Genomic DNA, 26180 nt, shown 5'->3' on the forward strand with positions numbered 1-26180 from the left:
TTGACAGCATGAAGAGAGTTCGCAAGGCAGTCTTCCCGGTCGCCGGTCTCGGCACGCGGTTCCTCCCGGCCACCAAGGCCATTCCAAAGGAAATGCTGACCGTCGTCGACCGGCCGGTCATCCAGTATGTGGTCGATGAGGCGCGCGAGGCCGGCATCGAGCATTTCATCTTCGTCACCGGCCGCAACAAGGCGGTCATCGAAGACCATTTCGACGTCCAGTTCGAGCTCTACGACACGCTGGCGCAGCGCGGCAAAGACGACCAGCTTGCCCGCCTGCAGCGGCTGCAGCCGGGGCCGGGCCAGACCAGTTTCACCCGCCAGCAGGTGCCGATGGGGCTCGGCCATGCCGTCTGGTGCGCGCGCGAGCTTGTCGGCGACGAGCCTTTCGCGCTGCTTTTGCCCGACATGATCATGCAGTCGGAAAAGAGCTGCATGAAGGACATGGTCGAGCTCTATGCCGAGACCGGCAACAACATCATCGCGGTCCAGGAATGCGATCCGGCCGAGGCGCATAAATACGGCATCGTCGGCCGCGGCGAGGATACCCATCACGGCTTCCGCATTACTGGCATGGTCGAGAAGCCGAAGACTGGCACCGCGCCGTCCAACCTGTTCATCAACGGCCGCTACATCCTGCAGCCGGAGATCTTCGGCATCCTCGAGAGCCAGGAGCGCGGCGCCGGCAACGAGATCCAGCTCACCGACGGGATGTTGAAGCTGGAAAAGCAGCAGCCCTTCTACGGCTACCACTATCAGGGCCGCACCTTCGATTGCGGTTCGCCGGAAGGCTTCGTCGAGGCCAATGTCGCCTTCGCCCTGTGGCGCAACGACATGAACGAGAACATGCGCGGTGTCATCCGCACGTTGCTCGATGAGATGAAGCCCTCCGAGCGCCGCGGCGCCGCCCTCTAGAGCGGTTCATCGTTTCATCGAAACGCCGAACCGCTCTATCTGTTTGTTTTGACGCAATTCCGGGCGGAAAACCGTTTCACACTTTTCCTGGAATTGCTCCAGGGCATGCCGATATACAGGTGATGCCGGCCTGCGAATGGCCGGCTTCCTAGCCATTTCTGGCGCTACCGCTGCACCTTCACGCCAAGGAAGATGCTGTTGGCGGTGTAGTCGCGGCCGGGCAGGTTGCTGGTCAGTTTCTCGGTCCTGACACGGGTGGTGAGGCCGGCGTAGCGGTTCAGCCACCATGTCAGACTGCTCTCGGCGCTCAGCACCTGATCATGACCATCGATGCCGACATAGTCGCGCCAGTCAACGCCGAGCGCGGCGTTCGCCGTCAGATTGGCGCGGATCTGCCGCTCGCCGGTGAGCCGGCCGGAATAGAGGATGTCGCCGCTTTGGGCGGCGTTCGTGGTGTCCTCGATGGTGGTCTGGCCCGTCAGTCCGATCGAGGTGCCGCGCTCTGGCGACCATTTGAGGTCGGCATTCACCGTCGGTCCCGAAATCGCTTCCAGGTTATTGTCGTCGATGGCCTCCCGCAGCCAGCCGGCGGAGAATTCGCCGGAGAGCTTGTCGCCCATATCGAGCTCAAGGCCGGCGCGCGCGCCAAATCGCGTCGAGGAGCGTTCGAACCCATTGCTGTCGAAACGCAGATCATAGTCCCTGCGCCCGACCTCGACCTCGGTGAACGGGATGAGGGCCGGAGAAATTTCGTAACCGGCGCGCAAGGTCGCGGTGTAGAGGGTGGAGTCGCGGTCCTTCTGCGACATCGAGGTGCCGTCTGAAAGCTTGGCGTCGCCATAGAAATCGTGCGTCACCGCGCCGGTCAGCGCATAGCGCATCTTGCCGACATCCTTCTCGATGCCGAGGCTGCCGTTGACGGTCTGCCGCAGCGGCTGCGAAGAGACCCCAGCAATGGCGTCCGGTGAGGAGGCCGATTCCGGCACGGCTTCGTAACCGAGCTTGGCGATGGCGCGCAGCTCGTCGTCGAGATCGACGTTGAGCGTTCCCTCGATCCGCCCTTGCGCGTCGGAGACCTCGTCGCCCGATATGGTCTTGCGGAAGATGCCGTAGCCATTGATGAGCGCCGAATTCTCACGCCAGTCGGAGGCGGCGGAAAAACGCAGCGCCGTTTCCGAAAGCAGCGCCGGTGTGCCGCCGCTGCTGGAATCGGCGTTGGACGATGACGTCAGGCCCTGCTCCAGCGTTGGCCGGATGAGGAAGGAGCCGACCTTGATGCCGGTCGCGGCGAAGGGGTCGTCCTCGGGTTTCTTGTCCTGCCCTTCGATGGACCCGGTGCGTTCGGCGCCAGGATCAAGTTTTTGCGTGTCGGCGCTGTCGACAGTGACGGCGCGGCGGTTGGCCGTGCCCTGATCGGCGTCAGTGGTCGCGTTGTCATCCGTGGCGGCTGCGTCTGCGGTCGCGTCAGTGGTCTTCTTCGCCTTCTTCTTGTCCGCGGCCTTGGTCTTGGCGTCCTTGGTCTTGTCCTGGTCGGCGGCACGCTGTCGAGCGGCCGAGAGCCGACGGGGCTTAACCGGAGCCGCGTCGTCGGCCGATGTGTCGTCGGTGGCAGCCGGCTGATCGAAAATGCTGGTTGCGCCCGTTGCGTTGGTGTCGTCAGGCACTGCGCCGGGGCTGGCCGGCTGATAGGTGTCCGCCGGCGCATCGTCCTGGGGCGTTGCGTTCGCTTGTGCCTGCTGGTCCTGGGAACTGGCCATGCCCAGTTGTCTGGCCTTGCGCTGCTGATCGGCCAGGATCGCCGATTCCGAAACCTCGCCGCGCAGCTCGGTTTCCTGGGCGTGGAGCGGAATCGGTCGCAGCAAAGCCAGGACGCTGGCCGCCAGCAGCAGGGTGCTGACGGATGTGTCCCTTAGACCTCTTCTCGTTCCAGGCTGGGCCCGCGACATCGTCACCACTGCTTGCGCTGCGCATGCGCGCCATACTTACCGAACCGTAAATGGGGATGGTTAACGGAGGGTTGAGGCGGCGGCGTCCAGCACGGCCCGGTGGCATGATTTCCTAGGTCCGCGCGATTTCGAGTTGGGACGCCGGCAGGCATTTCTGTTGGACAGGCGTGCGGCAAAGCGCTAATCGCATCAACCATGCATGCGGGGTCCCCAGAAAAGAAGCAGCCGGACAGGCAGGCTGCGATCGATTCGGCGCTGAGAACGGTGGCGACCGAGCAGGCGGGTGTCGAAGCACTTGCCGCGGCGCTCGAAGACGGACTGGCCGAGCCGTTCGCGCGGGCCGTCGCTATCGTCTCGCAGATCGACGGCCGCGTCATCGTCACCGGCGTCGGCAAGAGCGGACATATCGGCTCTAAGATCGCCGCGACGCTTGCCTCGACCGGCACGCCCGCCTTCTTCGTCCATCCGGCCGAGGCCAACCATGGCGATCTCGGCATGATTGCCAAGGACGATGCCATCATCGCCATGTCATGGTCCGGCGAGAGCAAGGAACTGATGGGGATCGTCGCCTATTCCAGGCGCTTTTCCATCCCGCTGATCGCCATCACCTCCGGCGCGACATCGGCGCTGGCGCGGGCGGCCGACGTGGTGCTGCTTTTGCCGCCGGCGCCGGAAGCCTGTCCGCACGGGCTTGCGCCGACGACGTCGACGCTGCTTCAGCTGATCATGGGCGATGCGCTGGCCATAGCCCTGCTCGAGGCGCGGGGCTTCACGCCGGACCATTTCCGTACCTTCCATCCCGGTGGCCAACTCGGTGCCAACCTGACGCAGATCCGCGAGATCATGCATGTCGGCGACAGATTACCGCAGGTGCCGACGGGCACCGGAATGCAGGACGCGATCCACGAATTGTCGCGCAAGGGCTTTGGCTGCGTGGCGATAACGGCCAGCGACGGCGCGCTGATCGGCATCATCACCGATGGCGACATCCGCCGCCATATCGCCAATGATCTGTTGTCGATGAGCGTCGATCAGGTGATGACCAGGAAGCCGAAAACGGCGAGCCCGGACACGCTGGTGGCGACGGCGCTGCAGACCATCAACACTTCGGCCATCACCAGCCTGATGGTGGTCGAGGGCGGACGCCCGGTCGGCCTCGTCCACCTGCATGACCTGCTGCGCATCGGCGCAGCTTAGGGTGTGTCGATCTTCAGGTGATGCCGGCCTGACCTGAATCTCGAAACACCCTAACCTGTCTTTGGCTCAGACAGCTTCGACGGTCAGCTCCAGATCCGTATCGGCGGCAGCTGTCACGCGCACCTGCGTGCCGGCCGGCAGGTCCGGACCGGAAACGCGCCAGAGCGTGTCACCGAGCTTGATGCGGCCGCGGCCGTCCTTGATCGGCTCGGCAAGTGTCGCCATCTTGCCGACCATCTGAGCGCCTCGACGGTTGAGCAGTGGCTGGTCGGTTGGATCATCGCGACCGCCCACCAGCTTCTTGCCGACATAGGCGGAGACCAGCGACAAAGCGAGGAAGGCGAGAACCTGGATTTGCCAGGTCCAAAAGCTTGCATCCCAGATCAGCAGCGAGACCACGCCGATGATGAGCGCGGCGATGCCGATCCACAGCATGAAAATGCCGGGCGCGATGACTTCCATCACCAGCAGGACGAAGCCGAGAACCATCCAGTTCCACGGCCCGAGTTCCGAAATGATGCGGTCGAGCATGGGAGTGTGCTCCTGTGATCTCAGTTCTCGCCGGGACGAACGACCGGCGGACGTGCCGCCTGCCTTTGCGCACCGGTCGTGCCTTCGCTGCGGAAGACTTCCTTGGCGATCTCGCCAATGCCGCCGAGCGTGCCGATCAGCGACGAGGCCTCCATCGGCATCAGCACGACCTTGCTGTTGGTGGCCGAACCGATCTTGGTCAGTGCCTCGGTGTATTTCAGCGCGACGAAGTAGTTGAGCGCCTGCACATCGCCCTGGGAGATGGCGTCGGAGACGACCTGGGTGGCACGGGCTTCGGCTTCGGCCGAGCGTTCGCGTGCCTCGGCGTCGCGGAAGGCGGCTTCCTTGCGGCCCTCGGCCTCGAGGATCTGCGACTGCTTGAGACCTTCGGCGGCGAGGATTTGCGCGCGCTTGTTGCGCTCTGCCGTCATCTGCCGACCCATCGATTCGATCAGATTGGCCGGCGGGTTGATATCCTTGATCTCGACGCGGGTGATCTTAATGCCCCACGGGTGCGCGGCTTCGTCGACGACGCGCAGCAGGCGCTCGTTGATGGCGTCGCGGTTCGACAGCAATTCGTCGAGGTCCATCGAACCCATGACGGTACGGATGTTGGTCATCGTCAGGTTGAGGATGGCGTTCTGCAGGCCGGAGACCTGGTAGGCCGCCTGCGCCGCATTGAGGATCTGGAAGAAGGCGATGCCGTCGACGCCGACGATGGCGTTGTCGCGAGTGATGATCTCCTGGCTCGGTACGTCGAGCACCTGTTCCATCATATTCATCTTGGCGCCGACACGGTCGACGAACGGCACGATGAGGTTGAGCCCGGGGCTCAATGTCTTGGTATAGCGGCCGAAACGCTCAACCGTATAATTGTAGCCTTGCGGGATTGTCCGGATACCCTTGAAAAGCACCAGTACGACAAGTGCAACAAGAACCATAATCGCGATATCGAAACCGCTGAAGCCCATTTCGTTTCTCCCTCAATAGGCGCCGACTTCACGGAATGACTTAAGTGTGTTTCCGCAACGTTACAATCAGGTGATCACGAATATTGGTTAGCGAAGGCTTTTGCGCACCGGTTTCGTGCCGCCGCAGCCCGTCAGACCCAGCCTGACAGCTCGCGCCGCACCATCGCCTCGATCACGGCCATGCCCTCAGCGCTGTCGTTGAGGCAAGGGATGTGGGCGAATTTCTCGCCGCCGGCGTGATGGAAGGTTTCGGCGGCCTCGCGGCCGATCTCGTCCAGCGTTTCGATGCAATCGACGGAAAAGCCAGGATTGACGATGGCTATCGATTTCACGCCATCATGCCCGAGTTTCTCGACCGTCTTGTCGGTGTAGGGCTGCAGCCATTCCTGCGCGCCGAAGCGCGACTGGAAGGTGGTGATCAACTTTTCGTCGCTCCAGCCCAGCTTTTCGCGCAGCAGCCGCGTCGTCTCCAGGCAATGGGCCTGATAGGGATCGCCTTTGTCGGAATAGGGTTTTGGGATACCGTGATAGGAGGTAATGACCACCTCCGGCTCGAAGTCGAGGCTCGCCAGGTGCCGTTCGATCGAACGGGCGAGCGCGTCGATGTAGACAGGCTCGGCATAGTAGGGCGGCACGCTGCGGATCGCAGGTGCCGCCCGCATCTTCATCAGCGCGCGAAACAACTGGTCGTTGGCGGTCGCCGTCGTCGTTGCCGAGTATTGCGGATAGAGCGGGAAGGACAGGATGCGGTCGCAGCCTTGCTCGACCAGTCTTTGGGCGACGCTCGCCGTGGAGGGGTTGCCGTAGCGCATCGCCCAATCGACGACGATTTCGGGCAGGCCGCCGAGCGCCTGGCCGAGCTTCTCGCTTTGGGCGCGGGTATAGGTGCGCAGCGGCGACTCGTCGCGTTCCCGGTTCCAGATCCTGGCGTAATTGGCGCCCGATTTCTTCGGCCGGGTGGTTAGAACCAGACCGTAGAGGATCGGATACCAGATCGCCTTGTTGAGCTCGATCACCCGCGGATCTGAGAGGAATTCCCTCAAATAGCGCCACATCGGCTTGAAGTCGGTGCCGTCGGGCGTGCCGAGATTGATCAGCATGACGCCGATCTTGCCGGCCGGCACATGACCCGTTGGCAGCGGGCCGGCGGCCTTCGCGGCTTTGGGATCGGCAGGGCTGGAAAGCGTCATAAAGGTCTCCGGACACTGCGCCAGACCGGCGGCGTCGCGGCGAAACTAACGATGCCGCGCCGGTTTTCAATGCTGCGTCTGGCCGCACCTTACCTGGAAAGCAAAAAACCCGCCCGGTTTCCCGGACGGGTGATCTGATCGTAGACACGAAGCGAGGTTACTTCGGTGGAATGGTCAAGGTAGCGCCGAGCGGCAGACGGCGTGGCTCGTAGCCCTTGTTGGCTTCGGAAATCGCCTTCCACTTGGTGCCGTCGCCATAAGCTTTCTTGGCAAGATCCCAGAAGGTGTCGCCGGCGACGATGACATGGCTGGCTTCAGCTGGCGCGGCCGGGGTCGCCTCTGCCGGCTTGGCGGGTTCCGCGGCCGGGGCCGGCGTCGCAGGTGCGGCTTCGGCGGGTTTGGCAGGCTCCGCCGGTGCGGGCGCCGCAGGAGCGGTTTCGGCCGGGACGGTCGGCGGGGTCGTGGCGATGTCGCCAGAGTTGTCTGGCAAGGCGGGCATCGCCGGCTCGGCGGGAGCTGCTTCCGCGGGCTTCGTCGGTTCCGCTGCCGGAGGCTGTGCTGCCGGCTCGGCTGGCTTGGCCGGTTCGGCCGCAGGAGAGGCCGCGACGGTCGCGGCGATCTCGGTGATGCGGCCGTCGAGCTTGGGCGTATAGGGCCGGTGCGCGCCAAGATAGTCGGCGACCACCTGCTCCAGGCCCGGACCGTAGTCATAGGCATTCTGGGCCTTTTCGGCGAACACCTTGTAGCCGTCACCGCCCTGGCGGACATAGTTGTTGGTGGCGACCAGATAGTCCTTGTCGGGATTGAGCGGGGTCCAAGTGCCGCCTTCCATCACTTCGACCGACTTGACGCGTCCGGCATTGGGCGCGACCGACTTGTCGAAGGAATATTTCAGGCCGGCGACCTGCGGGAAGCGCCCGGCGCCGTCCTCGATCTGGCTGAGGCCGCTTTCCAGCCCGGCCACCAGATCCTTGCCCGAGATCTTGAATGTCGCCAGCGTGTTCTGGAACGGCAGCACGGTCAGCACTTCGCCCATGGTGACGGTGCCCTGGTCGATCGAGGCGCGCAGGCCGCCGCCATTCGAGATGACGATCTCGACGCCTTGGCCCTTGACGCGGTCGAGGATGGCATCGGAGACGAGATTGCCCATCTCGCATTCGCGGGTGCGGCAATTCTCGCGGCTGCCGTCGATGGGCTTGGTGGTCTCGGCCACCTCCTTGTTCTTCAGTTCCTCGATCGGCGCGCCAAGTTCCTTGATGCGGGCAAGCACGGCGGGATCGGGCGTGATCGACTTGTCGAGATAGATCGGATCGCCGCTGGCTTCCTTGACGACGCCATTGTCGTCGAACACGACCTTGAACTCACCGAGATATTTCGAATAGGACGCCGCCTGCACCACCGGCACCTTATAGCCGTCGGGGTTGTCGACCATCGTCGGATAGGGGCCTGCCGCCTTCGGATCGGTGTTCGACAAAAGCGTATGGCTGTGGCCACCGACCACCACATCGATACCTGGGATTTTTGCAATGACATCGCGCTCTCTGTTGTAGCCGATGTGGGTCACCGCGATGATCTTGTTGACGCCTACGCCCTTCAGCTTCTCGACCTCGGCCGTGATTGACTTGACGTCGTCCTCGATGGTGATGTTGGGGCCAGGCGTAGCCAGTTCCGGCGTGTCGTTGGTGACGGCGCCGATGATGCCGATCTTCTGGCCGCCGACTTCGACCACGATCGACGGCTTGACGCGGTCGCCGAGCTTGGATTGCGCGTTGGCCTTCACATTGGCGCCCAGCACGGGGAACTTGATCATGTCGAGAAACGGCGCAAGTGCGGTCTCGCCATCGTCGAATTCGTGATTGCCGAGCGCCATGGCGTCGAATTTCATTTCGTTGAGGAACTCGCCTTCGACCTTGCCCTTGTAGGTGGTGTAGAACAGCGAGCCCTGGAAATTGTCGCCGGCGCTGAGCAGCAGCACATTCTGGCCTTCCAGCTTCTTGCGCTCCTGCGCGATCGCGGTGATCAAGCGGCCGGCGCCGCCGATGCATTCGCCCTTGGTCTCCTCTTCGGCCGAACAGGTCGACTCGTATTTGTTGTTGCTCTCGATGCGGCTGTGCCAGTCGTTGATATGCAGGATGTTCAGTGTGTAGTCGGCAAAGGATACGCCGGCCGACAGGCCAAGCGTGGATGCCGAAAGGGCGGCAATGGCGGCGATCTTCTTCATATTTGTCTCCCGGATGAGCTGACCTGAAGCGCTTAACGCCTTCGCTTGACGGGACGATAACAGCCAGCTTTGCGGCATGTTCACATCGCGTTTCGGCCGATGCAAGCGGAAATCAGGACGAGGTTTGCCGGCACAAAAAAAGGACGGCGGATTCGCGCCGCCGTCCTTGGATGGATCGATGTCGTGCCGGGCTTTTTCAGCCGCCTTGTACGACGCCAAGTGATTTCACCTGGCTGCAAAATGCTTTAGGCCCGGCGCGTCAGCACGAAATTCTGCCCGGCCGCGCTGGTGCAGTTGAGCTGGCTGGTGGAGACCATCAGGCAGTTGAAGCTGACCGGCGTCTGGCGGATCAGCGAGGTGCCGTGGATCTCGACCGATGTGGCGCCGGTCATGGTGTAGCTGCCCTCGGCGAGCTTCTGGCCGGTATCGGTCGCGACGGTGGTGAACGTGCCGGTGGCGAAGGTCGACAGGCCGGTGCCCTTGGCATCGATCCAGGAGCCTTCGACGCCTTTCGGTCCAGACGCAATCGACGGCCCATCAGGGCCGCTGGTGGCGCAGGCGGCAAGCATCGTCGCAAGGACGCCAGCCATGCCCATAGAAAGAACTTTGCGCGCAATCGTCATTTCTAAAACCCTCTCCTCACGCATCGGCCCGAAAATCGGTTCGATTTTCGGAAAGGCACGATGCGAACACCAAAGTGCTAGAGCGTACTTTGTGCGTCCAAGTGGACGCACGCCGCTCTAGGCCGCTTCCTTCAATCGGCCGATTTCCGGGCGATTGCAAGGCAGTCGGACATGCTGGTGGAACCGCTATCGCACAAGGATGTTGCGGAATTGCCACGGATCGTTGTGGTCGAGATCCTCGGGGAAAAGTCCCGGACGGTTATCGAGCGGGGTCCAGTCTGTATAGTGGCCCTTGACCGGCCCGAGATAGGGCGACTGCACTTCCAGGCAGCGCTTGTAGTCCATCTCATCGGCCTCGACGATGCCGGCCTCGGGGTGCTCCAGCGCCCAGACCATGCCGGCGAGCACTGCCGAGGTGACCTGCATGCCGGTGGCGTTCTGATAGGGCGCCAGCTTGCGGGCCTCGGCCAGGGACAACTGAGAGCCATACCAGTAGGCGTTCTTGTCGTGGCCGTAGAGCAACACGCCGAGCTCGTCGACGCCGTCGACAAGCTCGTTCTCGTCAAGCACGTGATGCACGGGTTGCGACTTGCCGGTGGCGCCGAACATCTCGTGCAGCGACAGCACTGCGTCATTACAGGGATGGTAGGCATAGTGGCAGGTCGGGCGGTACTGGACCTTGCCCTTCTTGCCGCGCACGGTAAAGAAATCGGCGATCGATATCGCCTCGTTATGCGTCACCAGGAAACCATATTGCGGGCCGGGCGTCGGGCACCATGAGCGCACGCGCGTGTTGGCGCCGGGCTGCTCCAGATAGATCGCGGCCTTGGAACCGTGCTTGTGCTTCATGCCGTTCTTCGGCATCCATTTCTCATGCGTGCCCCAGCCAAGCTCGGCGGGCTGCAAGCCTTCCGAGATGAAGCCCTCGACCGACCAGGTGTTCCAGAACACGTTCATCGGCTTCGGCTTCTTGGTGCGCTGGGTGTCGCGCTCGGCGACGTGGATGCCCTTGACGCCGGCCTTCTTCATCAGCCTGGCCCAGCCCTCACGGTCGTCTTGCGCCGGCTCGGAAAATTCGAGGCCGAGATCGGTGGCGAGGTTCAGCAGCGCCTGCTTGACGAACCAGGAGACCATGCCGGGATTGGCACCGCAGGTCGAAATCGCCGTCGCGCCGCCGGGCTTCTCGTGCTTTTCCTTGATCATCGCTTCGCGCAGCGCATAGTTGGTGCGGCTGGCATTGTCGGCCTTGGCATCGAAATAGAAACCGAGCCACGGTTCCACGACTGTGTCGATGTAGAGCACGCCGAGCTTGCGGCAGAGCCGCATGAGATCCACCGAACCGGTGTCGACCGACAGGTTGACACAAAAACCCTGGCCACCGCCATTGGTCAGAAGCGGCGTCAAGAGCTTCTTGTAATTCTTTTCGGTCACCGCCTCCTGGACAAAAGCGATGCCGCGCTCGTCGAGCAGCTTGCGGTCGGTGTCGCGCGGGTCGATGACCGTCATGCGCGACTTGTCGAACTTGAAATGGCGTTCGATCAGCGGCAGCGTTCCCCGTCCGATCGAGCCGAAGCCGACCATCACCACCGGGCCGGTGATCTCACCGTAAACGGGCCAGTTTTCATTCGCCATCTTATCGAACACTCCTTCAAAACATAGACAAAGCCGGGCAATACATGGGGGCAAAGCAGGGCATTTGCGCCGGACGGCCAAGCGCTACACCACAGATCATTGTCATAAACCAGTGAAAAGCGCCAACCGCCGGCCAGGCCGGCTTGGCAGCGTGGTTAAGCCGCCTTTGCCATGTCGTCGAGGAAGGCGACCAGCCGGTCGCGGTCGGCGGTCAGCCCCTTGTAGTCGAGCTGGGCCTGGTCAAGCTCCTGAAGCTGTGCGGCAAAAGACACGGCCAGCGCCTGCCTGTCGGGGTGGCTGGCCAGCACCTTGAGCGGATCGAGATGGATGCGGATGGTGAACAGCACATCGCGCGAGACTGGCAGCTTCCTGAGTGTCTGCCGCTCGACGCGGATGAAGGCGTGGGCGTCGACGTCGCCGTCGGGGAAGCGCGTCGGGCGGTTGCTGGCGCGGTCGATGCGCTGGAGATTGGAGAGCGGATGGTAGAGCGCGTCGCCTGCCTGGATCGACCAGTTGTAGCGTTCGACTGCCTGGCCCTGCAGTCCGTCGAACATGCGGTTGATGAGATCGGCCGGTCGCGTGCCCGGTCCGAAGCCCGGCACCGGCGCGTGGATCTGCTGCAGCGGCTTGCCAAATTTTTCAAGCAGTGACCATGACGAGGGAAAGCAGAGCGAGCCGGCGACGAGCCGCCAGCCACGTTCGTCCCGCCGCATCAGGATCAGGTCCTCCTGGACGAGCAGGGAGGCCGCGAGAAGCGGGGCGTCGAGGGCATCGCCAACCGGTCGGGTATGCCTGCCTTCGGCGTCGACCAGCTCGATATCGGCGCCAGAGCGCCGGTACAGGTCCGGATGCTTCGCCAGAAGATGCTCGCCGAGCAGGTCGAGCACTTCGCGCTGCGCGTCGCGTGTGCCGTCTTCCTCGACAAAAACCTTCTCGGGGATTTCCGCATCGAGCCGACGCTTCTCGGCTAGATGCGACTGCAGTTGCTCGTCAACCTCTATCCACCGGTCAAGGTCGAGCGGCTTCAGCCCGATGGTGAAGAGCTTTGATGAGCCGTCATAGGGCGTGTGGGTGGGCTGGCGAGAAGTCATGCTTCGTTGAAGGCGTCCAATCCGGCGGCGGTCATTCTCGCGGTGAATTCGGTGATGTTGTAGTCGGCGGCGCCCGCCTTGGCGAACGGGTCGGCCGCCAGCCTGGCATCCAGCACATCCCGCGGACCGCGTGCGATGATGATGCCGCCAGTCCTTGGTTTCTTCGGTCCGGACGCGACAAAAATACCTTCCGCGTAGCAGGCTTTCAGCCATTCGACATGAGCTGGCGCCAGCCGGTCGATCTCGGCGAGCGGCACCTTGTAGTTCAGCGAAACGACGAACATCGTTATCTCCCGCCTGTGTCAGGCCAACCTGGCTGGGATCAACCCGCGCAGCGAATTGCCGACGAAGATCGCCTTGGCCGATTTCAGATCGTCAAAGCTGTAGATCGCTTCGCCGGCGCGGCCTTCGTCCAGCAGCTGGCCGCGCAATACGCCAGGCAGCAGGCCGCAATCGAGGCGGGGCGTCACCAAGATACCGTCGCCGAAGTCGGCGAAGAGATTGGTGATTGTGCCCTCGCACAGTTCGCCGCGCTCATTGGCCAAAAGCACCTCGTCGGCCTGGGTGATGAGATGTTCGGCACGGGCATGCGTGTAGGTCTGTCGCCTGGTGGTCTTGTGGCGCAGCAGAGAATCGCCGGAATCGAGCCGCACCCGCGCCAATTGCAGCCTCCAGACCTTGTCGGCCGCCAGCGGTTCATAGGGTTGCGCCGAGGCAGCCACATTGCCATCGCGCGACAGGACGAGGCGGGTGCGGAGTGCGGTCACCTGCCGGCCGACCGTATTCATTAGCATCTCGCCCACCCGTTGTGGATCGCAAGCGAAGCCCAGCTCCGCAGCCGAGCCATAGAGCCGCGCGAGATGGCGATCGAAGCGCAGGAAGCCTGAGCCGGGTTCCCATCGCATCGTTTCGATCAGCTCGAAATCGGCAGCGTTCCCGTCGCGAAGCGTGCTTTCAAGAGACACTCCCGATACTCCTCTTCGGTCGTGGAATCGAAGACGACGCCACCGCCGACATTGTAGACGGCCTCGCCGCTGGAAAAGAGCGAGATGGTGCGGATCGCCACGGAAAAGCGCATCGTGCCGCCGGGCGCGATCCAACCGATGGCGCCGCAATAGACGTCGCGCGGCACGCCTTCCAATTCGTGCAGTATCTCCATGGCGCGTATTTTCGGCGCTCCGGTGATCGAGCCGCAGGGAAACAGCGCCGCCAGGATCTGGCGAATGCCGACATCCGGCAGGAGCTTCGCCCGCACGCGGCTCACCATCTGGTGCACGGTCGGATAGGTCTCGATGCGGAACAGTTCGGGCACCTCCAGCGTGCCGACCTCGCTGATTAGCGAAATGTCGTTGCGCAGGAGATCGACGATCATCCGGTTCTCGGCCTGGTTCTTTTCGTCGTTGCGCAGGAACGCCTTCAGCCGCGCGTCATCCGCCTTGGTTGCGCCACGCGGCGCCGTGCCTTTCATCGGATGCGTCTCGATCATGCCGTCGGCGTCGATCTCGAAGAACAGCTCAGGCGAACGCGACAGCACGATCGGATCGCCGAGCGCAACCAGCGCGCCATACTTCACCGGCTGGCGCTCGGTCAGCGCATTGAAGGCCGCGAGCGGGTCGCCGGACCATTGCGCGTGGACCGGAAAGGTCAGGTTGCCCTGATAGCAGTCGCCCTTGCGGATGTGATCGTGCAGCCGCGCAAAACGTCTTGCGTAATCTTCGGCGGACCAGGCGGCCCTGGCGTCGAAGATCGGACCGTTGGTGGCCGGCGCACTGTTTTGCGGCAAGGGCTGCTCAAGCGGGGCATCGAAGACCCCGAGGCAGACCAGCGGCGCGCGCCGGCCCTCGGGGAGCAGCGGCACCAGTTTCGGCTCGAGCAAGTAACCCGCCTCGTAGGAGAAATAGCCGGCCAGCCATTTGCCTGCGTCGCTTGCCGCCTGCGCGGCTTCCAGCGCCGGCAGGAAATCGCGCGCTTCATGCGCCGTGATGATTTCGGCCGGATGGTCGAAGACGAGCTGACGCGCGCTCTCATCATTGCGGAAGATGGCGGAGGGCAGGGACATTGGGACTCGGATGCTGCGGTCTGTGACGCCAGCGATCGCTCTATATGGGGGTTCGGCCGCGTGCAATCGAGGGAGCGGCGTCCAAGGACGCAAAGGTTGCACGGCTACAAGAACAATGGCGGCACCGGGGCGCCGCCATTGTGTCCACGGCCCGCAGGCTGAATACGCTCAGGTGTTGTTGGCGGTTCCCGCGGTCGGGAAGCGGAGGGCGAATTCCTTTTCGTCGCCGGCGGCCAAAAGTTTCGCCTGGTCGATCCACTGCTCTCGCGCGATACGCCCGTCGAAATTCAGCACGTCTTCGATCCGCTTGACGTCAGCAGCCGTCCAGGCGGCGATCTGGGCGTAGGAGGTGACCCCCAGGCCCTTGAGCAGCTTTTCGTTGACCGGGCCGATGCCGATCAAGCGCCGCAGATTGTCGGCCTTGCCGGCTGCCGCCTTGGCCGACGCAGGTGCTTTCTTCGCCGCGGCTGGCTTGGACGCAGCAGCCTTGGGGGCGGCGGCTTTCGCCGCCGGCTTTGGCGCGGCTGCCGACTTGGCAGCGGCTGGCTTGACAGCGGGCTTGGCGGCGGCGGGTTTGGCCGGAGCAGACTTTGCCGTCGGGGGTGTCGAAATCAGTGCGGCTGGTGCCTGGCCGGAGGCCTTTGCCGTGCCGGATGCGGCTGGCGCTTCGCCCAGCCGGCGTTCGAGATCGGCGCGGGCGCGTCCACATGCATCCAGTTCGCCGGTCAGCCGGTCGGCATCGGCGCGGAGCTTGACACGTTCGCTGCGGCTCCGGTCCAGATCACCGCGCAAGCTGTCGAGTTCGCCACGCAGGCGACCCCAGAGGAACCAGCCAACCAACACACCTACAACGAACGCCAGGAGCATGTAGAAAAAAGTGCCCATTGTCTCTCTCCACTCCGATCCCGTCTGCCGTGGCCGGAGTGATGACCTTGGCGCAAGGACCATTCAAAGGTGGTTCCGCGGTTGACGGAACTGCCGGCTTCAATCGAGCTGTCGGCGATCGGCTTAGCGCCCATGGCCAACGGTCGATCGCATTCGCCAAGGCGCCACGACCGGCCGAGAGTGTCCCTGGCCTGAGCAGTGCGTCCGGCTGAGCTTGAGGCGGGACGCTATCATACGGCCTGCGGAAAGCTAACGGAAAAATCCCACGGAGAGTTATTCAAGAACTGATATTTAGGACAAGAATAGAACGGTCCCAACATGCGCTTGGGCTAATCTATTTTGATTAAGCCGAGCGTCGAGACAGTGTGTCATTTGTCCAGCGCTTCCAGCTCGTCGATAAGGCCGCCGATCACGCTGAGCCCGATCTGCCAGAAGGCGGGATCGGTGGCGTCGAGGCCGAACGGCGCCAGAAGCTCGGAATGATGCTTGGTGCCGCCGGCGCGCAGCATCTCGAAATACTTCTCCTGAAAGCCGCGCTCGGCATTCTGGTAGACCGCATAGAGCGAGTTCACCAGGCAATCGCCGAAGGCATAGGCATAGACGTAGAAGGGCGAATGGATGAAGTGCGGGATATAGGTCCAGAACACTTCATAGCCATCGCGCAGCTTGATCGCCGGCCCGAGGCTTTCAGCCTGCACCTCCAGCCAGAACTGGCCGAGCCGGTCGGAGGTCAGTTCGCCGTTCTTGCGCTCGGCATGCACCTTGCGCTCGAATTCGTAGAAGGCGATTTGGCGCACGACCGTGTTGATCATGTCCTCGACCTTCTGGGCCAGCATGGCCTTGCGCTCGCGCTTGTCGGTGGTCTGGTCGAGCAGCGAGCGGAAGGTCAGCATCTCGCCGAACACGGATGCGGTCTCGGCCAGCGTCAGCGGCGTCGAGGCCATCAATGCGCCCTGGCCGCCGGCCAGCACCTGGTGAACACCGTGGCCAAGTTCGTGCGCCAGCGTCATGACATCGCGCGGCTTGCCCATGTAGTTGAGCAGCACGTAAGGGTGTGCCGACGGCACGGTCGGATGGGCGAAGGCGCCGGGCGATTTGCCCGGCCTGACCGGCGCGTCGATCCAGTTGCGGTCGAAGAAGGTCCGGGCGATTTCCGCCATGTCGGGCGAAAAGCGCTGATAGGCCGACAGCACCGTGTCCCTGGCGTCGTCCCAGCGGATGACCGCCTGGGGGGTCTCGGGCAAGGGCGCGTTGCGGTCCCAGTGGTTCATCACTTCCATTCCCAGCCAGCGCGCTTTCATCGCGTAGTAGCGGTGCGACAGGCGCGGATAGGCTTCGCGTACGGCCAGGGCCAGCGCGTCGACGACGCTGCGCTCGACGCGGTTGGCGAGATGGCGTGAATCGGCGATGTCCTCGAAGCCACGCCAGCGGTCGGAAATTTCCTTGTCCTTGGCTAGCGTGTTGGTGATCAGGGTGAAGGTACGCAAATTCTTGCGGAAGGTGGCGGCCAGCGCTTCGGAAGCCTGGCGCCGCACCTCGCCGTCGGCGTCCTGCAGGCGGTTCAGCGCCGGCTCTAGCGCCAACTCCTCACCGTCGACGTCGAAGCGTAGATCCGTCATCGTCTCGTCGAACAGCCGGTTCCAGGCGCCGCGCCCGGTGATCGACTTTTCGTGGAAGAGCTGCTCGACCCGGTCCTCGAGCTGGAAAGGTTTGTCCTTGCGCAGGTCGAGCACCCAGGGCCGGTAATGGGCGAAGCCCGCATCGGCGGCGAGCGCGCTCTCGATCACGGCATCATCGATCAGGTTTAGTTCGAGCACGAAGAACAAAAGATGCGCGCTGGCGTCGGTCATCTTCTCCTGGATGTCGCCATAGAGCTTTGCACGCTGCGGATCGGCCGTGTTGCCGGCATAGACCAGCCCGGCATAGGAGACGATGCGGCCGATCAGTTCCTCCAGTGCCTCATAGGCGCGCAATGCCTCGCCCAGCCTGCCGGCGCTGCCGCGTTCGGCCTCGGCGGCCAGCGTGCCCTTCCAGCGGCTCTCGAAGGCGGTGGCATCGCTTGCCGCCCTGGCGATATCGCGCTTCAGCTCGGGAGCCTCCATGCCGGAGTAGAGATCGGCGAGGTTCCATTCCGGCAGATCGCCCAACTCGGACGCGCCGTGACCGATTGCTGGCGCCGCAAGCCGCCGATCGAACATCATGCGCATCAACAATACCTTCCGGGAATCAAGGGGAAAGGAGAAGCCGGTCAAATCCTAAGGAATTCGTTCACCGGGTTTTTTGAAACCTTATTTAGAACCCTGTGCCAAGATGATCCATGGGGAATTCTCAGGCGGGCATAAAACACAGTCATGACAGGTTCCATTCTCATAGTCGATGACGATCCCGTGCAGCGCAGGCTGCTCGAGGCGGCGGTGACGAAATTCGGCCACAGCGCGATCATCGCCGATGGCGGCGAAGCAGGTCTCGGGGTTCTCGACGGGCCCAATGCGCGCGAGGTCTCGGTGGTCATCCTCGACCTGGTCATGCCGGGCATCGACGGAATCGGCGTGCTCAAGGCGATGCGCGAGCGCGGCATCCATGTGCCGGTGATCGTGCAGACCGCGCAGGGCGGCATCGAGACCGTCGTTTCGGCGATGCGCCACGGTGCGTTCGATTTCGTCGTCAAGCCGGCCTCTCCCGACAGGCTGCAGACAGCGATCGGCAACGCGCTCAAGGTCGAGGCGGTCGAGGACGAGATGAAGCGCACGTCGCGGCGGCGCGGCGGCCATCTCACCTTCAAGGACATGATCACCCACAGCCCGGCGATGGACCGGGTGATCCGCCTCGGCCAGAAGGCGGCGGCGTCCAACATCCCGATCCTGATCGAAGGCGAATCGGGCGTCGGCAAGGAACTGGTGGCGCGCGCCATCCAGGGCAGCGGCGACCGCCGCTCGAAGCCTTTCGTCACCGTCAATTGCGGTGCCATCCCCGAAAATCTGGTCGAATCGATCCTGTTCGGCCACGAGAAGGGCTCGTTCACCGGCGCCACCGAAAAACACACCGGCAAGTTCGTCGAGGCGCATTCGGGCACGCTGTTCCTCGACGAGATCGGCGACCTGCCGCTCGACGTGCAGGTCAAGCTGCTGCGCGCCGTCCAGGATGGCGAGGTCGATCCGGTCGGCGGCCGCTCGACCGTCAGGGTCGACATCAGGCTGATCTCGGCGACGCACCGCAACCTCTTGCAGCAGGTCAAGGACGGCAAATTCCGCGAGGATCTGTTCTACCGGCTGAACGTCTATCCGATCTTCGTGCCGCCGCTGCGCGACCGACGCGACGACATTCCCTATCTGGTCAGGCATTTCATGGAGAAGGTGGCGCCGGCCGATCCGCGCCGTCGCCTGCAGGGCATTTCGGCCAAGGCGCTTGACATGCTGCAGGCCTATGACTGGCCGGGCAATATCAGGCAACTGGAAAACGCCGTCTTCAGGGCCTCGGTGCTGGCCGAGGGCGATGTGCTGACGGAAGAGGAATTTCCGCAGATCCGCGCACAGCTGGTAGGCACGGTCAATCTCGATGCCGAGGCCGTGATGCCCGGTCCCGACCCTGCTTCCGACGATTCGCCACGCGCCAACGGTGTTGCGGCCGCCGATGAAGGATTTGCCGCCGGTGAAGCTGATCCGCCGACCAGGCTGCAGCCGCGTTTCGGTACGCTCAAGGCGCTGGACGAGCGCGGCAATGTGCGCGCGCTGGCCGATGTCGAACTTGAAATGATCAAGCTGGCGATCGATCACTATAACGGCCAGATGAGCGAGGTCGCGCGCCGTCTCGGTATCGGCCGCTCGACGCTCTACAGGAAGCTCAAGGAATACGGCATCGACCCGGAAAGCGGCCGCATCGACCGGCTCGCTTCCTGACGGGCAAGGCCTTGTCCCGCAAGGTCCGAACCAGCTTGCACCCCTAACTGTCGTGACGAGATCGACGGTTTCGACCGGGCATGGCGCGTGCCGGACGCGGGGCGGCTCCGTTCACACATTAAGGCTGGCGGTAACAGATCGTGTTTCGATCGGAGGCGGAATCATGATCTAAACCAGCAGTTTACCAAGAAACCCCGTGCAATATTTTTGACGGGATATCGCCACGGTGTTACCGCATTTCGGCTTCAATAAGCGATGATTAACCATTAGGATCGATATTCGGATGTGATCAACCACGCATCCGTTTGGGCAAATCCGGGGACAAACGGCAGCCTACAAGGCCTTTTGATTTGAACAAAGTCGAACGACACAAAGACGGGCGGCACTATCACATGAGCGTCTGGCCGAGATGGCTGGCAGCGGTGATCCTTGCTGTTTCGTTCCTGTCCGTAGCCGCGACCGGCGCAAGCGCCGATACACGTTCGCTGAAGCTTTATCACCTCCACACGCACGAAAAAGCCGAGATCGTCTACAAGCGAAATGGCCGCTACGTTCCGGAGGGTTTGAGAAAGATCAACATCATCCTGCGCGACTGGCGCCGCAACGAGCCGACCAAGATGGACCCGCGCCTGCTCGATCTGGTGTGGGAAGCCTATCGGCAGAGTGGTGCCACCGACTATATCCAGGTGGTCTGCGGCTATCGCTCGCCGTCGACGAACTCGATGCTGCGCAGCCGCAGCCGGGGCGTCGCCGAGAAAAGCCAGCACATGCTCGGCAAGGCCATGGACTTCTACATTCCAGGCGTGCCGCTGAAGAAGCTGCGCGACATCGGCTTGAGGATGCAAGGCGGCGGCGTCGGCTATTATCCGTCGTCCGGCTCGCCCTTCGTGCATATGGATATCGGCAATGTGCGTCATTGGCCGGGCATCAGCCGCCAGGAACTCGTCAGGGTATTCCCCAACGGCAAGACGCTGCATGTGCCGAGCGATGGCAAGCCGCTACCCGGCTATGAACAGGCTATGGCTTCCTACAAGGCGCGCAAGGGCTCCGGCTCTCCCGCCATCGAACTGGCCAGCGCTGGCGGCGGTTACAAGAAATCCGGTGGCTTCCTTTCTGCTTTCTTTGGCGGCGGCGACGACGAGGCCGACGACAGTGCCGATGTGGCAAGCGCGGCGCCCGCGCCCAAGCCGAAGACCGCAAAGCCGGCGGCGAGCGCCAAGCCGAGCAATTTGCCCGGCATAGCCATCGTGTCGCCGAAGGATGCGCAGCGCGCCAACCTCCCGCAGCTTGCCGACGACAACGCAGCCGAACCGGAGCAGCAGGATACGCCGGAGACGATCATCGCGGCGCTGCCGGCGCGCGAGATCCCGCTGCCTGACTTCGCGCCGCGTCCGAAGACCGATGTCGGCCAGCAGACGGCAGAGAACGTTCCGTTCGGCATGGCTGACGCCACCGCCACCACCGAGCAGACGGTGGCGACCGCGCATGCGCCGGTCAATGTTCCGTTCGGCATGACCGAGCCGACCAATGCAGCCGATGCCAATACGGCTGCCGCCGACCCGGCGCAGGTTGCGGTCAACAACATTCCGCTGCCGACCTGGCGGCCGGAGCGTACGCTGCCTGCCGATCTTGCACAGCAGGACAAGAATGTGCTGCTGGCGCTGGCCGATACGGCCCAGCACAACACAACCGCGACCGACGCGTTCTCGGTCTTGCCGTCCGCGCGTCCGGATGAGGTCAAGCCGGATCAGGTCGGGCAGGATGAGGTCAAGGCGGTTCTCGAACGGGTCAGCGCGACGAGCGATGCAGGTGCTGCGGCGGGCGCCGACTATCAGGTCGCCTCGATCTCCCAGCCGCGTTCGGCGTTCAACGACCCGGCCGGCGTCGATGCGGCGTCACCGCGCGATGCCATTGTTGCCCGTCCCGCCGGTACCGATCCTGCGCTGGCGATCGGCGCTGGGGTCAAGACGACGCGCAAGGAAGCCAGAGCCACGGCCCGCGATCTGAAGCCAGGCCCGAAGTCGGTGGTGGTTGCCGCCGCGCCGCAGGCCGCGCGCTGGGCACTGAACAGCAGCGAATACGTTGCCACCGTGTCCAGCCCGACGACGGCGCCGCGCTTTGCCTACAACATCGTGCACACGCCGCCGAGCGAGGTCTATACGGCCGGTTTCCAGCCGGACAGCGAGACGGTGGATCCCAACCGCTTCACCGGCAACGCGGTCAAGTTCCTTTCGGTCGCCCGCTTCCAGACCAAGTAGCGGATCGGTCAAATCAAACCAAAGCCGCGCTGGGCAACCCGCGCGGCTTTTGCTTTTTCAGGACGTGGTTTGTTGTTGCAAATAGGACCGTCAAGCCTCGCGCTGGCTTTCGTAGCATCGGGATGCTAACCAAGCTCGACTTCTCCCGCTTCGTCTAATGGTAGGACAGCGCCCTTTGAAGGCGTGAATCGTGGTTCGAGCCCATGAGCGGGAACCAGCCGGCAACAGCAATCATCCAGGGCTGACTGAGGTCCGAACCGGCTAGAGCGGTTCGTCGTTTCACGGAAGCGCAGAACCGCTCTTTCTCACTGTTATGACGCAATTCCGGACGGAAAACCGTTTCACACTCTTCCTGGAATTGCCACGGCGGACAAAACTTCCCGTGATGGCGGAACGGCACACTCTTCTCCGGGTTAGAATGTGTGCGTTCCAACCTGGGGATATTCATGAAGAACATTCTATTCGCATCAGTCCTGGCTCTGGCTGCTGTTTCCGCGGCTGTCGCTCCCACGCAGGCCGAAACGGTGATCATCAAGACCGGCAAGCATCACTGCAAGACCAAACTGGTCACGCACTGGGTGCATCACCACAAGGTCGTTGAAAAAGTCAAAGTCTGCCACTGATCCTGTTCACGGCAGAAATCCTGACCCGGTCGGCGAAAGCCGGCCGGGTTTTTCCATTCTTTCGGGAGAAGAGCGCTATCGGCCGAGCTGGCTCGCCGCACGCGCCAGGGCTTCGATCTCGTCCCACTTGCCGGCCTTGACCAATTCGTCCGGCGCCACCCAGGAGCCGCCGACGCAGGTGACATTGGGCAGGCTAAGATACTCGGCGGCGTTCTTGCCGGTGATCCCGCCGGTCGGGCAGAATTTCACGTCGGCGAGCGGCGAGGCGAAGGCTTTCAATGAGGCGATGCCGCCGGACTGTTCGGCCGGGAAGAATTTCAGGAAGCGCAAGCCGGCTTCGCGCGCGGCCATGATCTCGCCGGGTGTGATGGCGCCGGGCAGCAGCGGCACGGGGCTGTCTTTCGCCGCGTCCAGAAGCTGGTTGGTGATGCCGGGGCTGACGATGAACTTCGAGCCGGCGGCCGCCGCCTCGTCGAATTGTTTTGCATCCAGGATGGTGCCGGCGCCGACGACGGCGCCCTCGACCTCGCCGGCCACGCGGCGGATCGCTTCCAGTGCGTCGGCGGTCCTGAGCGTGATCTCGATCGCCGGCAACCCGCCGGCGGCCAATGCCCGGGCCAGCGGCACGGCATCCTTGACGTCGGCGATCTTCAGCACCGGGATGACCGGCTGGCCATTGAGGAGCGACAGGAGCTTTTCGGTCTTGCTGGGCATTCGCTTGTCTCTCCGTATCGATGATTTCAACCGATTAGCAGAAGGCAGATTCTGAGTCCACGAAACGAGGCGTGTCGCGATGTCACGCGCACCGGGCCGCTTGCAACGCCCAAGGCTGTCCTGTTCGCTCCGCCTTGAATTGGCTTTCAGCAGAGTTTAGTGGCTTGGCGATGACAAGGTCCACCCACGATCAACCTGTTCGCGTCGCCGCGCTCTACAAATTTGCCCGGCTCGATGGCTTCGAGGCGCTGCGCGCGCCGCTCGCCGCCTTCTGCTGCGGGCGCGGCATCAAGGGCACGCTGCTGCTGGCGCATGAGGGCATCAACGGCACGGTCGCCGGCAGCGAGGCTGATATCGCCGCGCTGATCGATCATCTCCAGTCGATCGAAGGGCTTGCCGGCCTCGAGGTCAAATACAGCAGCGCCGCCGAGATGCCCTTCCATCGCATGAAGGTGCGGCTGAAGCGTGAGATCGTCACCATGGGTGTTGAGGATATTGACCCCTCGGCGAGTGCCGGCACCTATGTCGCGCCAGCCGACTGGAACGCGCTGATCTCGGACGCCGACACCGTCGTCATCGACACGCGCAACGCCTATGAAGTGTCGATCGGCAGCTTCAAGGGCGCGGTCGATCCGGCGACATCGAGTTTTCGCGAGTTCCCGGCCTGGGTGGAAAAACATCGGGAAGAGTTGGAAGGCCGCAAGGTCGCCATGTTCTGCACCGGCGGCATACGCTGCGAGAAGGCGACGGCCTATGTGAAGTCGCTCGGCTTCGAGGACGTGTTCCACCTCAAGGGCGGCATCCTCAAATATCTCGAAGAGGTGCCGGCCGAGGAGAGCCTGTGGCAAGGCGAATGCTTCGTCTTCGACGAGCGCGTTTCGGTATCGCATGGCCTCACCGAGGGCGAGGCCGAGCTCTGCCGCGCCTGCCGGCATCCGCTGATCGCGGAGGACCTGCTGTCGCCGCGCTATACCGCGGGCATCTCATGCCCGCATTGCTTCGACGCGCGCTCGGATGAGGATCGCGCCCGCTATGCCGAGCGCCAGCGCCAGGTCGAACTTGCGCAAGCGCGTGGTGACGGTCCGCATATCGGCGGATAGCGCTGCGGTAACAACTGTTGCCGGCTTCGGCTGCATCACCACGCGACGGAGTAGCGGTCGATCACCCAAAGCCATGTGCCGTCGTCCTGCCGGCGGGCGACCTCGGTGGTTATGCTCCCGTCAGGCAGCCTGGTTGAGGTGAGCGCTAGATCGCCATTGATCAGGGCAGGGCGCTGCTCTCCGGAGGCAAATTTCCGGCCCGTCGCGTTGATCTCCGCGAAGAGCGCTCGGATTGCCTCGCGGCCTCGCGTCAGCTGGCCCTCGCCATTGTCGACCATGGCGTTTGGCTCGAACAGCGCTACCATTCCGTCGATGTCACTTGCCCATTGGCGGGCAATCAAAAGGCACTCCAGATCCTGCGGATCCAGCGCCGGCGCGCGGTCTGGTTCAACGGTCACGGCGAACTCCTCCCTCGTCGAGGGTTGCGACACTAGCCGAAGCCGGGGCCGGTTTCGACACACCGGTTTCAACTTGAGCTGTCACCGGCATTTCCGACAAAGCACCCGCCCGTCATTGTAATGTCAATGTACGGGCCCTACCTCTTCGACGTTCGAAACATGCCCGTTCGGCCGGGCAAATTCTGGAGGCACTGATGTTCGATCCCAAGAAGCTCCTCGACGATCTGCTCGGCTCGCAAATCCCCGGCACAAGCGGCACCGTCCGCGACAAGGCAGGCCAGGCCGTGCAGATGGCCAAGGACAATCCGCTTGCTGCCGGTGCGCTGGCCGCGGTGCTGCTTGGAACCGGCGCCGGCCGGCAGGTCACCGGTACGGCTGTGAAGCTCGGCGGACTGGCCGCCATTGGCGGCCTCGCCTACAAGGCTTACCAGAACTACAAGGCCGGCAATGCGCCGGCGCAAACGCCGGCCGCCGGCGAGCCGGAATTGCTGCCGCCGCCCGCCGACACCGCCTTCCATCCGTCACAGGCGCCGCAAGGCGAGGACGAATTCACGCTGACGCTGGTGCGGGCGATGATCTCGGCGGCGAAGGCCGACGGCCATGTCGACGACGAAGAACGCCAGAAGATCGCCGGCAAGCTCAGCCTGTCCGGCATCGGCACGGAAGCGGAGGAATTCCTGATGTCGGAACTGGAAAGTCCGCTCGACCTCGATACGCTGGTCGCCGGCGCCAAGACCGATGCGCAGAAGCTCGAACTCTACACGGCCTCGCGCCTCACCATCGATCCCGACACGCGCGCCGAACGCGGCTATCTCGACCTGCTCGCCGGGCGTCTCGGCCTGCCGGACGCGCTGGTCGATCATGTCGAGGCGACGGTGTCGGCGGCGAAGGTTCCGGTCACGAACGCCGGCACGTCACCCAACCCGCGCTGGTAGGCGAGAGCTTGCAGCAGGGAGGCCGTTCTCGCGTTAGTGCCTCGTTAACCGAGCAAGCGCATCATTCTAAGCAGTCGGACCGGCTTTTCCTCCTCCCAAGCCCGGTTCAGATCAGGGGCGGTCGCCAATGACCGCCCTTTTTGTTGAACTGATCACGAATGGTTCGGCTTGCCATGGGAGCCGTCATTTGCGATGGCACATGTTCTTCCAGCCATGATCAGGGAGGTCGGCGATGACAGCCATCACAGAGAAAACCGCCATCGTCACCGGCGCCGGCACCGGCATCGGCAAGAGTGTCGCCACCGCGCTGCTCAAGGCGGGCTGGAACACGGTGTTCTGCGGCCGCCGCAAGGCGGTGCTGGAGGAGGCGATCGCTGAAGCCGGGAAAACGGATGCCAAGGCGCTGGCGGTTGCCTGCGACATCAGCAAGGCCGACCAGGTCGACGATCTCTTCGAGACGGCGCTGGAGGCATTCGGGCGTGTCGACCTGCTCTTCAACAATGCCGGCATGGGCTACAAGTCGACATTGATCGACGAGATTCCTGTCGAGGTGTGGACCGACATCGTTGGCGTCAATCTCACCGGCTCGTTCCTGTGCGCGCGCGCCGCTTTCGGCGCCATGCGCCGGCAGCAGCCGATGGGTGGCCGCATCATCAACAACGGCTCGGTGTCGGCCTATGCGCCGCGGCCTGGCTCGGTGCCTTACACCGCGACCAAGCACGCCATCACCGGGCTGACCAAGACGTTGGCGCTCGACGGCCGGCCCTATGACATCGCCTGCGGCCAGATCGACATCGGCAACGCACTGACCGACATGGCGCAAGCGATGACGGTCGGCGTGCCGCAGGCCAACGGGTCGATGGCCGCCGAAGCGGTGATGGATGTCGAGCGCGTCGCCGACGCCGTCGTCCACATGGCGAGCCTACCGCTCGATGCCAACGTACTGTTCATGACCGTGATGGCGACCAAGATGCCGTTCGTCGGGCGCGGGTGAGC

The 26180-nt window shown here is 63.3% G+C and carries 23 protein-coding genes and 1 tRNA gene; 9 read left to right on the plus strand and 15 right to left on the minus strand.

Annotated elements, in window-relative coordinates:
* The first annotated feature begins 8 nt into the window (after window positions 1–8).
* Window positions 9–914, plus strand: coding sequence for a UTP--glucose-1-phosphate uridylyltransferase GalU (galU, locus tag D3227_RS14810; RefSeq protein WP_120014849.1), 906 nt, complete (start codon window positions 9–11; stop codon window positions 912–914).
* 164 nt (window positions 915–1078) lie between these two features.
* On the opposite strand, the gene D3227_RS14815 is transcribed toward galU, so the two are convergent.
* The gene (locus D3227_RS14815; RefSeq protein WP_167480698.1) at window positions 1079–2860 is read right to left on the minus strand and encodes an outer membrane beta-barrel protein; all 1782 of its coding nucleotides are present in this window, start codon (window positions 2858–2860) and stop codon (window positions 1079–1081) included.
* 195 nt (window positions 2861–3055) lie between these two features.
* Between D3227_RS14815 and D3227_RS14820 the strand changes: the two genes are divergently transcribed.
* The gene (locus tag D3227_RS14820) at window positions 3056–4057 is read left to right on the plus strand and encodes a KpsF/GutQ family sugar-phosphate isomerase (RefSeq protein ID WP_120014850.1); all 1002 of its coding nucleotides are present in this window, start codon (window positions 3056–3058) and stop codon (window positions 4055–4057) included.
* 66 nt (window positions 4058–4123) lie between these two features.
* On the opposite strand, the gene D3227_RS14825 is transcribed toward D3227_RS14820, so the two are convergent.
* The 12 genes from D3227_RS14825 to D3227_RS14880 form a co-directional block, all read right to left on the minus strand.
* Window positions 4124–4588 (minus strand): NfeD family protein, encoded by a 465-nt coding sequence (locus D3227_RS14825; RefSeq protein WP_120014851.1) that lies wholly within the window; start codon window positions 4586–4588, stop codon window positions 4124–4126.
* Window positions 4589–4608: 20 nt separating this feature from the next.
* Entirely contained in the window at window positions 4609–5559 is a 951-nt protein-coding gene (locus D3227_RS14830) for an SPFH domain-containing protein (RefSeq protein WP_120014852.1), read from the minus strand.
* A gap of 131 nt (window positions 5560–5690) precedes the next feature.
* On the minus strand, window positions 5691–6749 hold the full coding sequence (gene hemH / locus D3227_RS14835; protein ID WP_120014853.1) for a ferrochelatase: 1059 nt from the start codon (window positions 6747–6749) through the stop codon (window positions 5691–5693).
* A gap of 157 nt (window positions 6750–6906) precedes the next feature.
* A complete protein-coding gene (locus D3227_RS14840; RefSeq protein ID WP_120014969.1) occupies window positions 6907–8970 on the minus strand; it encodes a bifunctional metallophosphatase/5'-nucleotidase in 2064 nt (687 codons plus the stop codon).
* Window positions 8971–9215: 245 nt separating this feature from the next.
* A complete protein-coding gene (gene omp10, locus D3227_RS14845; RefSeq protein ID WP_120014854.1) occupies window positions 9216–9593 on the minus strand; it encodes an outer membrane lipoprotein Omp10 in 378 nt (125 codons plus the stop codon).
* A 186-nt stretch (window positions 9594–9779) separates the two neighbouring features.
* Complete coding sequence (locus tag D3227_RS14850; RefSeq protein WP_120014855.1) at window positions 9780–11225, minus strand: homospermidine synthase; 1446 nt, start codon at window positions 11223–11225, stop codon at window positions 9780–9782.
* Between the two features lie 155 nt (window positions 11226–11380).
* Window positions 11381–12316, minus strand: a complete 936-nt coding sequence (locus D3227_RS14855) for a heme-dependent oxidative N-demethylase family protein (RefSeq protein ID WP_120014856.1) — start codon at window positions 12314–12316, stop codon at window positions 11381–11383.
* A complete protein-coding gene (locus D3227_RS14860) occupies window positions 12313–12600 on the minus strand; it encodes a YciI family protein (RefSeq protein ID WP_120014857.1) in 288 nt (95 codons plus the stop codon). The genes D3227_RS14855 and D3227_RS14860 overlap by 4 nt, the downstream gene beginning before the upstream one ends.
* An 18-nt stretch (window positions 12601–12618) precedes the next feature.
* Window positions 12619–13281, minus strand: coding sequence for an aminotransferase class IV family protein (locus D3227_RS14865; RefSeq protein ID WP_120014858.1), 663 nt, complete (start codon window positions 13279–13281; stop codon window positions 12619–12621).
* Window positions 13230–14375 (minus strand): aminodeoxychorismate synthase component I, encoded by a 1146-nt coding sequence (locus tag D3227_RS14870; RefSeq protein WP_120014859.1) that lies wholly within the window; start codon window positions 14373–14375, stop codon window positions 13230–13232. The genes D3227_RS14865 and D3227_RS14870 overlap by 52 nt, the downstream gene beginning before the upstream one ends.
* 168 nt (window positions 14376–14543) lie before the next feature.
* Window positions 14544–15260, minus strand: a complete 717-nt coding sequence (locus tag D3227_RS14875) for a proton-conducting membrane transporter (RefSeq protein ID WP_120014860.1) — start codon at window positions 15258–15260, stop codon at window positions 14544–14546.
* 368 nt (window positions 15261–15628) lie between these two features.
* Window positions 15629–17467 carry a M3 family oligoendopeptidase gene (locus D3227_RS14880; protein ID WP_167480699.1) on the minus strand — a complete coding sequence of 613 codons (1839 nt, stop codon included), beginning with the start codon at window positions 17465–17467 and terminating at the stop codon, window positions 15629–15631.
* Window positions 17468–17611: 144 nt separating this feature from the next.
* Between D3227_RS14880 and D3227_RS14885 the strand changes: the two genes are divergently transcribed.
* From D3227_RS14885 to D3227_RS41580, 4 genes are all read left to right on the plus strand, one after another.
* A complete protein-coding gene (locus tag D3227_RS14885) occupies window positions 17612–19156 on the plus strand; it encodes a sigma-54-dependent transcriptional regulator (protein WP_120014861.1) in 1545 nt (514 codons plus the stop codon).
* 392 nt (window positions 19157–19548) lie between these two features.
* Complete coding sequence (gene mepK, locus D3227_RS14890; RefSeq protein ID WP_120014971.1) at window positions 19549–21414, plus strand: peptidoglycan L,D-endopeptidase MepK; 1866 nt, start codon at window positions 19549–19551, stop codon at window positions 21412–21414.
* 143 nt (window positions 21415–21557) lie between these two features.
* Window positions 21558–21631: transfer RNA gene (locus tag D3227_RS14895), tRNA-Gln, on the plus strand.
* Window positions 21632–21860: 229 nt separating this feature from the next.
* Window positions 21861–22037 (plus strand): hypothetical protein, encoded by a 177-nt coding sequence (locus D3227_RS41580; RefSeq protein ID WP_167480700.1) that lies wholly within the window; start codon window positions 21861–21863, stop codon window positions 22035–22037.
* A gap of 75 nt (window positions 22038–22112) precedes the next feature.
* Here D3227_RS41580 and D3227_RS14900 read toward each other — a convergent pair whose 3' ends face one another.
* The gene (locus D3227_RS14900; protein ID WP_120014862.1) at window positions 22113–22751 is read right to left on the minus strand and encodes a 2-dehydro-3-deoxy-phosphogluconate aldolase; all 639 of its coding nucleotides are present in this window, start codon (window positions 22749–22751) and stop codon (window positions 22113–22115) included.
* Window positions 22752–22921: 170 nt separating this feature from the next.
* Here D3227_RS14900 and trhO point away from each other — a divergent pair, with 170 nt between their 5' ends.
* The gene (trhO, locus tag D3227_RS14905; RefSeq protein ID WP_120014863.1) at window positions 22922–23851 is read left to right on the plus strand and encodes an oxygen-dependent tRNA uridine(34) hydroxylase TrhO; all 930 of its coding nucleotides are present in this window, start codon (window positions 22922–22924) and stop codon (window positions 23849–23851) included.
* A gap of 35 nt (window positions 23852–23886) precedes the next feature.
* On the opposite strand, the gene D3227_RS14910 is transcribed toward trhO, so the two are convergent.
* Window positions 23887–24249, minus strand: a complete 363-nt coding sequence (locus D3227_RS14910; protein WP_120014864.1) for a YybH family protein — start codon at window positions 24247–24249, stop codon at window positions 23887–23889.
* 194 nt (window positions 24250–24443) lie between these two features.
* On the opposite strand from D3227_RS14910, the gene D3227_RS14915 reads away from it, so the two are divergent.
* Together D3227_RS14915 and D3227_RS14920 are read left to right on the plus strand one after the other, a co-directional pair.
* The gene (locus D3227_RS14915) at window positions 24444–25184 is read left to right on the plus strand and encodes a tellurite resistance TerB family protein (RefSeq protein ID WP_120014865.1); all 741 of its coding nucleotides are present in this window, start codon (window positions 24444–24446) and stop codon (window positions 25182–25184) included.
* Between the two features lie 232 nt (window positions 25185–25416).
* The gene (locus D3227_RS14920) at window positions 25417–26178 is read left to right on the plus strand and encodes an SDR family oxidoreductase (RefSeq protein ID WP_167480701.1); all 762 of its coding nucleotides are present in this window, start codon (window positions 25417–25419) and stop codon (window positions 26176–26178) included.
* Window positions 26179–26180 lie beyond the last annotated feature (2 nt).

The sequence above is a fragment of the Mesorhizobium waimense genome (assembly GCF_003601975.1).
Taxonomy (GTDB): domain Bacteria; phylum Pseudomonadota; class Alphaproteobacteria; order Rhizobiales; family Rhizobiaceae; genus Mesorhizobium; species Mesorhizobium waimense.

Excerpts from the sequence above, each read along its gene's own strand:
- galU (WP_120014849.1), top strand. The coding sequence starts at position 9 with ATGAAGAGAGTTCGCAAGGCAGTCTTCCCGGTCGCCGGTCTCGGCACG.
- D3227_RS14815 (WP_167480698.1), bottom strand. The coding sequence starts at position 2,860 with ATGTCGCGGGCCCAGCCTGGAACGAGAAGAGGTCTAAGGGACACATCC.
- D3227_RS14820 (WP_120014850.1), top strand. The coding sequence starts at position 3,056 with ATGCATGCGGGGTCCCCAGAAAAGAAGCAGCCGGACAGGCAGGCTGCG.
- D3227_RS14825 (WP_120014851.1), bottom strand. The coding sequence starts at position 4,588 with ATGCTCGACCGCATCATTTCGGAACTCGGGCCGTGGAACTGGATGGTT.
- D3227_RS14830 (WP_120014852.1), bottom strand. The coding sequence starts at position 5,559 with ATGGGCTTCAGCGGTTTCGATATCGCGATTATGGTTCTTGTTGCACTT.
- hemH (WP_120014853.1), bottom strand. The coding sequence starts at position 6,749 with ATGACGCTTTCCAGCCCTGCCGATCCCAAAGCCGCGAAGGCCGCCGGC.
- D3227_RS14840 (WP_120014969.1), bottom strand. The coding sequence starts at position 8,970 with ATGAAGAAGATCGCCGCCATTGCCGCCCTTTCGGCATCCACGCTTGGC.
- omp10 (WP_120014854.1), bottom strand. The coding sequence starts at position 9,593 with ATGACGATTGCGCGCAAAGTTCTTTCTATGGGCATGGCTGGCGTCCTT.
- D3227_RS14850 (WP_120014855.1), bottom strand. The coding sequence starts at position 11,225 with ATGGCGAATGAAAACTGGCCCGTTTACGGTGAGATCACCGGCCCGGTG.
- D3227_RS14855 (WP_120014856.1), bottom strand. The coding sequence starts at position 12,316 with ATGACTTCTCGCCAGCCCACCCACACGCCCTATGACGGCTCATCAAAG.
- D3227_RS14860 (WP_120014857.1), bottom strand. The coding sequence starts at position 12,600 with ATGTTCGTCGTTTCGCTGAACTACAAGGTGCCGCTCGCCGAGATCGAC.
- D3227_RS14870 (WP_120014859.1), bottom strand. The coding sequence starts at position 14,375 with ATGTCCCTGCCCTCCGCCATCTTCCGCAATGATGAGAGCGCGCGTCAG.
- D3227_RS14875 (WP_120014860.1), bottom strand. The coding sequence starts at position 15,260 with ATGGGCACTTTTTTCTACATGCTCCTGGCGTTCGTTGTAGGTGTGTTG.
- D3227_RS14880 (WP_167480699.1), bottom strand. The coding sequence starts at position 17,467 with ATGCGCATGATGTTCGATCGGCGGCTTGCGGCGCCAGCAATCGGTCAC.
- D3227_RS14885 (WP_120014861.1), top strand. The coding sequence starts at position 17,612 with ATGACAGGTTCCATTCTCATAGTCGATGACGATCCCGTGCAGCGCAGG.
- mepK (WP_120014971.1), top strand. The coding sequence starts at position 19,549 with ATGAGCGTCTGGCCGAGATGGCTGGCAGCGGTGATCCTTGCTGTTTCG.
- D3227_RS41580 (WP_167480700.1), top strand. The coding sequence starts at position 21,861 with ATGAAGAACATTCTATTCGCATCAGTCCTGGCTCTGGCTGCTGTTTCC.
- D3227_RS14900 (WP_120014862.1), bottom strand. The coding sequence starts at position 22,751 with ATGCCCAGCAAGACCGAAAAGCTCCTGTCGCTCCTCAATGGCCAGCCG.
- trhO (WP_120014863.1), top strand. The coding sequence starts at position 22,922 with ATGACAAGGTCCACCCACGATCAACCTGTTCGCGTCGCCGCGCTCTAC.
- D3227_RS14915 (WP_120014865.1), top strand. The coding sequence starts at position 24,444 with ATGTTCGATCCCAAGAAGCTCCTCGACGATCTGCTCGGCTCGCAAATC.
- D3227_RS14920 (WP_167480701.1), top strand. The coding sequence starts at position 25,417 with ATGACAGCCATCACAGAGAAAACCGCCATCGTCACCGGCGCCGGCACC.